The organism is Bowmanella denitrificans (assembly GCF_002887595.1).
Taxonomy (GTDB): Bacteria; Pseudomonadota; Gammaproteobacteria; order Enterobacterales; family Alteromonadaceae; genus Bowmanella; species Bowmanella denitrificans.
This window is the reverse complement of the sequence record NZ_PEBU01000010.1, coordinates 72783-85192: the sequence shown is the minus strand read 5'-3', so window position 1 is coordinate 85192 and position 12410 is coordinate 72783. Positions and strand designations below refer to the sequence as shown.

Genomic DNA, 12410 nt, shown 5'->3' with positions numbered 1-12410 from the left:
GGGAGTTTGCATGTTTTCTCGTTATTTTATCGACAGGCCTATATTCGCCTTCGTTATCTCCATATTCGTGGTGTTGGCGGGGCTGGCGGCCATGCGCAGCCTGCCCATTGCCCAGTATCCTGAAATTTCGCCACCTGTGGTGCAGGTGATGGCGGTGTATCCCGGCGCTTCGGCCGAAGTTTTGGAGCAAACCGTCGCTACGCCAATTGAGAATGCCATTACCGGTGTGGAAGGCATGATGTATATGTCATCCACTTCAACCAGTTCAGGGGTGACCACTATTATGGTGACCTTTGAAATTGGTACAGACCCGGATCAGGCTGCGGTGAACGTGAATAACCGCATCAAACAGGTTGAAGCCCGGTTACCGGAAGAAACCCGCCGCCAGGGCGTGGTGGTGGAGAAGGGCTCGTCCAGCTTCTTGCAGGTGCATGCCTTTTATTCACCTGATGGCAGCCGCGAATCCTTATGGACGTCCAACTACGTTACCCTGAATATTCTTGACCAGATTAAACGTATTCCCGGCACCACCAATGTACAGATCTTCGGTGCCAAGGATTACGCCATGCGTATCTGGCTCAAGCCCGATCTGATGAGTCAGCTAGGGGTGACGGTGGAAGAAATTGCCGGTGCCATCAGGGAACAGAACTCCCAATATGCAGCGGGTAAGATTGGTTCGACACCAACATCCAGTAGTCCACAGGAGTTGGTGTACAGCGTGACCGCTCAAGGTCGTCTGACCTCCGCCGAAGAATTTGAACAGATCCTGATTCGTTCTAATCCAGATGGCAGTGCGTTGCGCCTCAAAGATGTGGCCAGAGTGGAGTTGGGCTCTAAAGACTACGACTTCGCCGGACGGATAAACGGCAAAGACGCCGTACTGGTGGGTATTTTCCTGCAGCCTGGCGCTAACGCCCTGGATGTGGCCAAGGAAGTCAATCAAACCGTTGCAGATTTGAAAACCCGTTTCCCGGCCGGCCTGGAACACTCGGTACCTTATGACACCACGCGTTTCGTAGAGGTGTCGATCCGTGAAGTACTGAAAACGCTGGTCGAAGCCATGGTGCTGGTATTCCTGGTGGTGTTCCTGTTCCTGCAGAACTGGCGCGCCACCCTGATCCCGACGCTGGCGGTGCCGGTGTCTTTACTGGGGACCTTTGCTGGTTTGTATATGCTGGGGTATTCCATTAACACCCTGACCTTGTTCGGCATGGTGTTGTCTATTGGTATCGTGGTGGATGACGCCATTGTGGTACTGGAGAACGTCGAACGTATTATGCACGAGGAACACCTGAACGCCCGTGATGCCGCCATTAAGGCGATGCATGAGGTGAGTGGGCCGGTGGTGGCCATCGTGCTGGTGCTTTGTAGTGTATTTGTCCCTATTGCTTTCTTAGGTGGATTGACTGGTGAGCTGTTCCGCCAGTTTGCTATTACCATCTCGATCGCGGTGTCTTTGTCAGGTATGGTGGCATTGACCATGACACCGGCTTTGTGCGTTATGATTCTGCGCGCAGAGCACAAGAAAACGTCCGGCTTTTTCCAGGGTTTCAACAATTGGTTTCACCGTGTCACCAACAGGTATGTAGGATCCGTCAGCTTCTTCCTGCGTCGCGGTTTACTGGGGCTGACACTGGTCACGGGGATGATTTTAATTACCGGATTTATGTGGAAAGCCACGCCGGGCTCTTTGGTGCCAGACGAAGATCAGGGTTTTTATATTTCTGCGATTTTCCTGCCAGACGGCGCATCTCTGGAGCGTACCGAGGAAGTTGTAGCTGAAGTCCTGGCGGCCATTCAGTCCAATCCGGCCAATGAAAACGTGGTGGCCTTTACCGGTTTTGATTTCATTGGGGGCGGCTATAAAAACAGTGCCGCGACGATTTTCGTCACACAAAAGCATTGGGATGAAAGAGATATCAGTACGCCAGAGCTGGTGGGGGAACTCTTTATGAAGACCGCCCATATTAAAGAAGCACTGGTGCTGGCCTTTAACCCACCGCCGATTTTTGGTTTGAGCAATACCGGCGGGTTTGAATTCTACCTGCAGAATCGCGGTGAAGGCGGCACTGAAAAGCTGGTGCAGGCCATGCAGACCATGCAAGGCGCTGCCCAGCAAAGCCCGATTCTGTCAGGGGTACAAACCCTGTGGCGGCCCAATACGCCACAGCTTAAAATCGATGTGGATCGCGAGCAGGCTCATGCCATGGGCGTGCCTATTGATGGTGCTTTTAACGCCTTGGCTGGTACTTTGGGTACTTACTACGTAAATGACTTTAATAAGTTCGGCCGGGCCTGGCAGGTGCTGATGTCAGCCGATGCTGACTATCGGATGTCGCCACAGGATATTGGCCGTATTTATGTGCGTAGCAAGACCGGTGAAATGGTGCCTATTTCTGCCTTTGCCAATATTGAGTACAGCACAGGGCCTGACAGCCTGGATCGCTACAATAACCTGCCAGCGGTCAAACTGATGGGGGAACCGGCACCAGGCTACAGCTCAGGTCAGGCAATTGCTGAGATTGAACGGATTGCCGCTCAGGTATTACCCCCGGATATCAGCTATGACTGGACAGGTTCGGCGTTCCAGGAAAAACGTAGTTCAGGCACGACCGGACTGGCACTGGGTATGGCCGCCATCATGGTGTTCCTGATTCTGGCCGCCTTGTATGAACGCTGGTCTCTGCCTTTGTCTGTAATGCTGGCCTTGCCCTTTGGTACTTTCGGTGCGCTGGTGGCGGTCTGGGTTGCTGGGCTGACCAACGACGTCTATTTCCAGATTGGTCTTGTGACGTTGTTGGGATTAGCCGGCAAGAACGCGATTTTGATTGTGGAATATGCGCTGATGAAGACGCAGCAGGGCTGGAGTACCAGTACCGCAGCACTGGAAGCGGCACGCCTGAGGTTCAGGCCTATTATTATGACCTCGCTGGCCTTTATTCTTGGGGTTGTGCCACTGGCCTTCAGTTCAGGTGCGGGGGCCGGGGCCAGACATAGTGTGGGTACCGGGGTAATGGGCGGCATGCTGGCTGCCACCTTCCTGGCGGTGTTCTTTCTGCCGTTGTTCTTCTTCTGGCTGACGGAGCGCAAGCTCACCGAAAAACGCAGTCGTCAGCAATTGTCTGACGAGATCGCCAAACACCACAAAGAAGAACATGTGGATACTGATGAGGGGCTGGCGTAAGCCGCCCTCTTTTTCTAAAGAGAAGGAGCCAGGATATGCCCTACATTAATGTGCAAATCACCAAAGGTGCCAGCCGTGAACAAAAGGCTGAGTTGGTGAAAGATTTTACCGAATCGCTACAGCGGGTATTAGGTAAGAATCCTGAACATACCCATATTGTGATCCAGGAAATTGAGGAAGCTGACTGGGGCTTTGCCGGCATGCTGACCGACGACTGGAAACAGCAGCAACAACGAAAATAACCTGGCTCTTTTCTGCCGGTTTGGCGACTGCCAAAATCGTCTGGGACTATGTTAATATCTTGTCTACAAAACAAGAAAAACATTGAGACCAGTCATATGGTAAGGCGCACTAAAGCCGATGCCGAAGCGACCCGCAGCACCATTTTGGACGCTGCAGAACAGCTTTTCTATGAACAGGGAGTGTCGCGCACTACCCTGGAAAAGATCGCCCGGGCTGCTGGTGTTACCCGCGGCGCAATTTATTGGCACTTTACCGACAAGGCCGACCTGTTCAACGCCATGCTGGAGCGTATCCGGCTGCCATTCAGACAAATGTTGTCTGAACTGGATGAGTCAACCGAAACCGATCCCTTCCTGCGCATTCGCGATGTGATGATCCGCTCACTGCAAATGGTGGGAAGCAGTGAGCAGCACCGCCGGGTACTGACCATTGTCTTTCACCGGTGTGAGTATATTGACGAGCTGAATCCCGCCGTGCGTCAGCAGGAACGTCTCAACAATGAAGTGCATGACACCATGCAGCGTGCTTTCGGCCGGGCAGCCAAGGTAGGGCTGCTTAATCCGGCCATAACACCAACCCTGGCCGCCAGTGCCCTAAATGCCTATCTTAGCGGCCTGATTGCTAAGTATTTATTGCATCCGGAACAATGTGACCTTGCCAATCATGCGGCTGATCTGATCGACGGCCTGCTGCAGGGATTAAAAAAGCCGGGCTAAGCCCGGCTGATGTTTTTATTGCTTCTGTGGTACAAAGAGCTTCTGCACGACCAGGTAGAATACCGGCACCAGGAAGATGGCCAGGAAAGTGGCTGATAACATACCACCTAGTACTCCAATACCAATGGCGTTGCGGCTGGCTGAACCGGCGCCGCTGCTGATTGCCAGAGGCAGAACCCCTAAAGAGAAGGCCAGTGAGGTCATAATAATAGGGCGTAAACGCAAGCGAATGGCTTCCAGTATCGCCGCTACCAATTCACGTCCCTGGGCTTGCAGTTCACGGGCAAACTCCACAATCAGAATGGCGTTTTTGGATGCCAGTCCCATGGTTGTCAGCAGGCCAACCTGAAAGTACACATCATTTCTCAGCCCCATTGTGTGTGCGGCAATCAATGCACCCACTATACCCAGTGGCACCACCAGAATAACCGAAAACGGAATGGCCCAGCTCTCATACAATGCCGCCAGACACAGAAACACCACTAATATGGAAAGTGCATAGAGTCCGGGAGCTTGTGAGCCCGACAGTTTCTCCTGATAGGACGTTGCGGTCCATTCGAAGTCAATGCCGATGGGCAGTTGCGCGATTAACTGCTCCATGCTGGCCATGGCGTCACCGGAGCTGGTGCCTGGTGCCGGTTCGCCCTGAATCTCCATGGCCGGTACGCCGTTGTAGCGTTCCAGACGCTGAGGACCGTAGGTCCAGTGGCTGCTGGCAAAGGAGCTAAAAGCAACCATCTCACCGGCATGATTGCGTACATACCAATGTTTCAGGTCTTGTGGGGTCATGCGGAAACCCGCTTCGGCCTGCACATAGACTTTTTTAACCCGGCCACGGTCGATAAAATCATTCACATAGGTCGAACCCCAGCCCACTGACAATGTCTGGTTGATTTCTGTCAGCGATACACCCAAAGCCTGCGCCTTTAGTTGATCCACGTCGATTTGTAACTGTGGCGCATCCTCCATGCCATTGGGGCGGACCGCCATCAGATTTGGCTGCTGTGCTGCCATGCCCAGCAATTGGTTGCGGGCTTGCAGCAGGGCTTCATGTCCTAATCCGCCGCGATCCTGCAGGTACAGATTGAATCCGGTGGCTCTGCCCAGTTCCATAATCGGTGGCAGATTGAAAGCAAAAATCTGTGCTTCTTTGACCGTGGAAAAATAGCCCATGGCGCGACCAATTACCGCTTGCACGCTTTGCGTGTCGTCACGTTCTGACCAGTCTTTCAGGCGCACAAACGCCAGACCCACATTCTGCCCGCGGCCAGCAAAGCTAAAGCCGGTAACGGTAAAGGCCGACTGTACTGCCTCTTCCTTGTCGTAATAAGCGGCGACTTTGCGCATCACCTCTTCGGTACGTTCCTGGCTGGCACCTGTGGGGAGCTGCACCATGGTCAGAAAAATACCCTGATCTTCTTCCGGCAGGAAGGATGAAGGCAGCCGCACAAACAGCAGAGCCATTACCCCAATAATGGCCGCATAAACCAACATGGAACGCACCGGGCGTTTCAGCATACCGCCAACCATACGCTGATAGCCCTGATTACTGTTGTCAAAACCGCGATTAAACGCGCCGAAGAAACCGCCTTTGTGATGGTGATCGCCCTTGATGGGTTTGAGCATGGTGGCGCACAGCGCCGGGGTAAAGACCAGCGCAACCAGCACAGACAGCGCCATGGCCGACACAATGGTGATAGAAAATTGTTTGTAAATTGAGCCGGTGGCGCCACCGAAAAACGCCATAGGTACAAATACCGCCGACAATACCAGGCCTATCCCCACCAGCGCGCCGGTAATCTGGCCCATGGATTTACGGGTGGCTTCTACGGCAGACAAACCTTCTTCCTGCATCACCCGTTCGACGTTTTCCACTACTACAATGGCATCGTCGACCAACAGACCGATGGCTAATACCATGCCGAACATGGTCAGGGTGTTAATGCTGAAACCAAAAGCGGTCATAATGGCAAAAGTACCGAGCAGCACAACAGGCACGGCCAGCGTCGGGATCAGGGTCGCGCGCAGGTTTTGCAGGAACAGATACATCACCACAAACACCAGTAAGATGGCTTCAAACAGGGTTTGCACCACGGAACTGATGGAAATTTCCACGAAGGGTGTGGTGTCATAGGGGATCTCGACCTTAAGACCTTGCGGGAAATAGGGCTCCAGGTCTGCCAGCGTGGCTCGTACTGCCTTTGCCGTGTCCAGAGCATTGGCACCTGTAGCCATTTCAATCGCAATACCCGACGCTTCCATGCCGTTAAACTTAGCGGATACCGAATAGTCTTCACCGCCAAGTTCAATGCGGGCCACGTCTTTGAGGCGGACCTGCGAACCGTCGGCATTAACCCGCAGCAGAATATTGCCAAATTCTTCAGGGCTGCTCAGTCGGCTTTGCGCCAGTATGGCGGCATTGAATTGCTGGCCGGGCAGCGCCGGGGCGCCGCCAAGTTGTCCGGCGGTTACCTGATTATTCTGCACTTTGATGGCGGCGGTCACATCGGCGGGTGTCAACTGATACTGATTGAGTCGGTTGGCATCCAGCCAGACCCGCATCGCATACTGACTGCCAAACACGCGGACATTGCCCACGCCGTTGGTGCGACTGATGGGATCTTTGATATTGGACACCACAAAATCGGCAATATCTGCCCGGCTCATATTGCCGTCTTCAGAAATAAAGCCCAGTACCATCAGGAAGCTACCATTGGATTTAGCCACAGACACACCCTGCTGTTGCACTTCCTGGGGCAGCAATGGAATGGCCCTTTGCAATTTGTTTTGTACCTGCACCTGGGCAATATCTGGATCGGTGCCGGTTTCAAAGGTCAGAGTTACCGTGACATTACCCACGGAATCACTTTGTGCAGACATATACATCAGGTTGTCCAATCCGTTCATGGATTGTTCTACCACCTGAGTGACCGCGTCTTCAGCCGTACGTGCCGATGCGCCTGGATAGCTGGCACTGATGGTGACGGCGGGGGGCGCAATACGCGGATATTGCTCAACGGGCAGTTGCTTTATCGACAACAGCCCCATCAGCATAATGACGATGGCAATCACCCAGGCGAAAATGGGCCTGTTAATAAAGAAGTTAGCCATGGCGTTATTCTCCTGCCGCTACTGTGGCAGAAGCGGGGGAAGTCGTATCGACAACCTTCACCGTTGCCCCAGGCCTGACTTTCTGTAAGCCAGCCACAATGACCCGCTCACCAGTCTGAATACCGCCTTGTGCCAGCCAGCTCTGCTGCACAGGCCTGCCAACCTGGACGATGCGGCTTTCCACCTGATTTTGCGCATTGACCAACATCACAGAGGCTTCGCCTTTGGGAGTGCGAATCAGGGCGCGCTGTGGAATTAACAAGCCCTGCGGCTCAACCCCCAGTTCAACTTTCGCTCTGACAAACATGCCTGGCAGCAATTCGCCGCTGTCGTTGGGGAAAACAGCCCGAATAGTGACCATGCCGGTGCCCGGGTCGACATTGACTTCGGAAAACTGCAGCTTGCCCGGGAAAGGGTAAGTGCTGCCATCATCCAGAATCAGACTGACTTGTGTGCCCTGACCTTTTTGCAGCTCACCATTTTGCACCTGGCGTTTCAGGGCCATGAGCTCCGTGCTGGACTGGGTCAGATCCACATAAATGGGGTCCAGTTGGCGGATGGTTGCTAGTCCCTGCGCCTGGTTTGCTGTCAGCAGTGCGCCTTCGGTAACCGCTGAGCGTCCAATCTGACCACTGATGGGGGCAACAATACGGGTGTAGTCAAGGTTGATCTGTGCACTTAGCAGGCTGGCCTTGGCGGCCGCTAATTCCGCTTTGGCTTGCAGCTCAGCAGCCTGGGCATCGTCATAATCCTGGGGGCTGACGGCGTTGGTACTTAGCAGATTGCTGATCCGTTTTGCCTTCAGACCCGCGTTGCGCAGCACGGCTTCGGCTTTAGCCAGATTGGCTTTGGCAGCACTTAAGGTTGCCTGGTAAGGCGCCGGATCGATCTGATACAGCACCTGGCCGGCCTCGACCATCTGACCTTCCTCAAACAGGCGCTTTTGCAGTATGCCACTGACCTGGGGGCGTATCTCTGCCTGGCGAAAGTCCACTGTGCGGCCAGGTAATTCTGTGGACAGGTTGACGGCCTGATGAGTCAGGGTCACAACTTCCACTTCAGGCACGCCCTGAGCCTGTGTCGGTGCTTGATTTTTTTCACACCCGGTCAGACTGATTGCCATCATGCCCGCCAGCACCCAACCTGAATTGCCCCACATATTTGCCACCTTAAGCATTTGAAAAACGTCCAGTCAGAAATCTAACTCAAGCATTATACATACAAGAATGTATGTATAAAGTGCGTTGACCTTGTTCCACCGGTCAGTGGTCGTGAATTGTACTGCTGAAATATGTACCTTGAGGTTCAGACTTGTATAACTAAAGAGCTGACTGTTGCTGCCGCCGGTTATCCGAATGTGCTGACTGTGCTTGCCTGAGTTGCTTATTACCGCTAGGCGGGGAGGGGTTGTAACGGGATTTCAACAAAATCCATACTCAAAAGGCAAACAGCCTCTAAACTTTGGGTTATCTGTAGGCTGCAAGTTATTGGCAATATGAAGAAAAGCTGGTGGGGTGCCTGTTGGTTAATACTGATGTTGTTTGCCCAATGCGGATGGTCTGCCACTCACAGTATGATGCCGCTACTCGCCGTTAGTCAGACCCCTTTGCAACAAAGTATTCAACGCTACGGCGCCGTATCGGCGATACGCCAGGATCCTCAGGGCCACTTCTGGATTGCCACCCGAAATGGCCTGCTCAAGTACAATGGCTATGAAATACGTCGCTTCGCCCATCAGTTTGGTACTCAGGGCGGAATGTCTGCCAATGCCGTCTACGATTTAGAAACCGGGGACCCCGATGCGCTCTGGTTTACTACCCTGGACAAAGGGCTGCACCGGCTGGACTATCGGACTGAGCAGATAGAACACATTGACCTTAGCCGGGCCTTTAGCGACGAAGAGTTTTCGGTTCTGAATATCAGCATGAGCGATAACAAAATCTGGTTGCTCGGCGAATCTAAGCTCAGGTATTTCTCAACCGAGGACAGATTATTACACCAGCTCAATCTGCCACTACCAGGTCGCATTACGCATACCGCCACTGTGGGTGAAACTTTGTATCTGGCATTAGACAATGGTGCGTTGTACCGCTATCAACAGCAACAATTGCAGTTGCTTTTCAACACTGGTGTCGCCAGTGCAATTGATGCTCTGTTTGTCGATGATCGGCATGTTTTTGCGGCGCAAAAAAATCGTCTGTGGACTTATGATCTCAAACAGTCGCATTTGCTACCTTGGCTGGACCTGCAAACCTTTGGCTCAGGTACTTCTGTACACACCATGCACTCTGCAGGGAAAAACGCACTGTGGCTGGCCGGTATAGGATTTGGCCTGGCCGAGTACCGAATCGACACTGGCACCCTGACGCTATATCGGCCCACCCCTGGTATGCCGGAGAGCTTACAGGACTTCCTCACTTCAGCATTGTATCTGGACAACCTGCAAAATCTTTGGGTCGGTAGTGTCTCTTTCGGTGTCTTTCGGGTGCCGCTAAGGCATCGGCAGGTTGAACAGTTTGTTTTTGCAGAAAATCATAGCCCTGCACCGCAACGCATACAATTATTGTCGGTCAGTGCACAAGGAGGCCTGCTGTTTAACGACAGCAAACAAAAACTGTGGCAATGGTCTGGCAATAGCAGTGAAAGCTTGCAGGATACCGGCATGCAGGATGTGCAGAAGATCCTGGCTTTAGCCAATGGGCAGTCTGTTGTGGTGCGCGGGGATAAGATTGGCGTGGCAGACAGCCAGTTTAACGTCAGTAAGTGGCATACATTGCAGGCCCTGCAGGGTAAGCGTTACAACAACATCACTGATGTACTGCAGGATAAAGATGGTTCGCGCGTCTGGTTGGCCAGTTATTACGGGCTGATTGAAGTGGCGTTAAGCACATGGCAGCAAAGGTTACATCCGCTTACGCCCATGCAGGGGCGTCTGAGCAGTGTCAGTCGTTTACAGCAGACCTCAGACGGGGCTATTTGGGTGGCCTTACAGAGCCAGGGGCTGCTTAGATTCGATGTTGGCGCTGGCCAATGGTCTTATTTTCGTGATGCTCCTTTGCCAGCCAATGGGCTGATGGATATGCAAATTGATGCGCAGGACCGTATTTGGCTGGCCACTAACAGCGGCTGTATGGGGTTTGTTTATCAACAGGCGGGGCTTTCACCGGTTTCACCCCTGCTTGGGGAGCATGCGCAAACCTCAGAAATTACCTCAGTGCTGGTTAATGGCCGCAGTGAACTTTGGCTCACCTCGGCACAAGGACTGTTTGTTTATGATATGCAGTCCTGGAATTACAGGCTATTCAGTGCTGCTTCCGGTGTGTCTGAAACAATCAGGCCTAAGCAGCTAATGGCGTCTGGCAACCTTGTCTATGCTGCAGGGTCACAGAGCATTAACCGCATCAATCTTAATGTGAGCATGGCATGGCGGCCGGCCGACTTCCAATTTTTTGTCGGGGAACTGCAAACTGTCTCAAACAAATTTAATTTGTTGAACCACAGCGACAGCTTGCCACCTATAAGCTATGACCAGCGACAGGTAAGGTTATCATTGGCCGCCAACTCCAGTGATGATCTGGCAAAGCTGTTTTTTCAATACAAGCTGGGTGACAGTGCCATTGCCTGGAGTCTGCCCACTGACAACAACCGACTGGATTTGCTGGGCCTGGGGCCGGGGCAGCATATATTAAGCATTCGTGCTTTTTCAGTGGACAATCCTGAAACCTATGCACAACACCAGCTTTCACTGCATATTCTGCCGCCATGGTGGAAGAGCACGCTGGCTTATTTATGCTACTGGGCGGTCGCAATATCTGTGGCTTCGCTGGCATTGTATCTTTGGTGGCAAAGGAAGCGCGCTCAGGATGCCTGGCTGGCCAGTTTGCAGGAAAAAGAGCAGCAACTCAGCCTGGCACTATGGGGTACCGGGGATGAACTATGGGACTGGCAACTGGACAAAGCCAGCCTGCAAAGACGTAATGCTCTGGCGGAGTTCCCCCATCTTTGCGGGGCAAATAGTATGGATGAGCGAAGCCAGCATATTCACCCCTCTGATCAGGCCCAAATGCAGGCAGCGCTGCAAAGTCATCTGCAGGGTAATTCTCAGTATTATCAGGCCTCGTACCGTTTGCGTACCCGAAGTGGAGAATGGCTGTGGGTGCTAGACAGAGGAAAAGTCACCGAACGAACTCCCGATGGCCAGGCCCTGCGTATGGTGGGCACGTTGCAGATTATTCATAAGCTGAAAACCGCTGAATTGTCATTAAAGCAGCTTAATGAAAATCTGGAACATCTGGTGCAGGAACGAACGGCCGAACTGGCCAGTGCCAATGGACTGCTGCAAACAACCATTGAGGAACTGAAACACACCCAGCGTGAATTGGTGGAAGTGGAGAAAATGGCTTCGCTTGGCTCTCTGGTGGCAGGTTTGGCTCATGAAATAAATACCCCGCTAGGCGTGGTGATCACCTCTATTTCCAGTGTTGAACATCTGGTCGTGACCTTGCAAGACATGCGCAAACAAAAAACCTTGTCAGCCGCTGAATTTGATCAGCGCAATAAGCAAATTTTGCAGGGGTGTCTGCTGGCCAGTGAAAATCTGCGCAGAATTAACCGACTGGTCGAGTCTTTCAAAAAGCTGGCGGTGAACTTTGCTGATAAGCGACTGCAACCTGTTCATTTGGCTTCTTTGTTTGGCACCATTAAAAGTGCGATTCAAGGTCAGTTGAACCAGGCCGGTTTCAAGCTGGACATCAAGGTGCCTGCCGATTTGACCATTCAAAGCTATCCGGCCGTTTTGCAGGATATTATGCTGGAGATGGTAAACAACAGTCTGAAACATGCAAAAACCAGCAGCGAAGGAACCATTCTGATCCAGGTGCAATATGCCAAGGGAGAGTGCCGATGGTGCTATGCCGATAATGGCCAGCCTATTACTCCGGAGTTGTCCAACAGTATGTTCGAACCTTTTGTGACCGGGGCCAGGCGGGAAGGCAATGCCGGGCTGGGACTGAACCTGGTATTCAATCTGGTTACCCAAACTCTGAAAGGCAAAATTCGCTATGAGGTCAGCGGCGATACCGGTCAGTTTGTGATGGTCTGGCCTTGTGATGCTGAAGCCGGAAAAAAGGAATGGGCAATTAACTCTTGACCTCAAC

The 12410-nt window shown here is 52.7% G+C and carries 5 protein-coding genes and 1 pseudogene; 4 read left to right on the top strand and 2 right to left on the bottom strand.

Features of this window, described 5'->3' with window-relative positions; translation table 11 throughout:
* Positions 1-10 precede the first annotated feature (10 nt).
* The 3 genes and pseudogenes from CSR04_RS17510 to CSR04_RS17500 all read left to right on the top strand — a co-directional run bounded on the left by CSR04_RS17510 (position 11) and on the right by CSR04_RS17500 (position 4143).
* Positions 11-3184, top strand: a complete 3174-nt coding sequence (locus tag CSR04_RS17510) for an efflux RND transporter permease subunit (protein ID WP_102797612.1) — start codon at positions 11-13, stop codon at positions 3182-3184.
* Between the two features lie 29 nt (positions 3185-3213).
* Positions 3214-3426, top strand: a pseudogene (locus tag CSR04_RS17505) (tautomerase family protein); the annotation flags it as partial.
* 96 nt (positions 3427-3522) lie between these two features.
* Positions 3523-4143, top strand: coding sequence for a TetR family transcriptional regulator (locus CSR04_RS17500; RefSeq protein WP_102797738.1), 621 nt, complete (start codon positions 3523-3525; stop codon positions 4141-4143).
* Between the two features lie 15 nt (positions 4144-4158).
* On the opposite strand, the gene CSR04_RS17495 is transcribed toward CSR04_RS17500, so the two are convergent.
* Both CSR04_RS17495 and CSR04_RS17490 read right to left on the bottom strand, forming a co-directional pair.
* A complete protein-coding gene (locus CSR04_RS17495; RefSeq protein WP_102797610.1) occupies positions 4159-7254 on the bottom strand; it encodes an efflux RND transporter permease subunit in 3096 nt (1031 codons plus the stop codon).
* A gap of 4 nt (positions 7255-7258) precedes the next feature.
* On the bottom strand, positions 7259-8413 hold the full coding sequence (locus CSR04_RS17490; RefSeq protein ID WP_146027199.1) for an efflux RND transporter periplasmic adaptor subunit: 1155 nt from the start codon (positions 8411-8413) through the stop codon (positions 7259-7261).
* 336 nt (positions 8414-8749) lie between these two features.
* Between CSR04_RS17490 and CSR04_RS17485 the strand changes: the two genes are divergently transcribed.
* The gene (locus CSR04_RS17485) at positions 8750-12403 is read left to right on the top strand and encodes a PAS domain-containing protein (RefSeq protein ID WP_102797608.1); all 3654 of its coding nucleotides are present in this window, start codon (positions 8750-8752) and stop codon (positions 12401-12403) included.
* Positions 12404-12410: the final 7 nt, after the last annotated feature.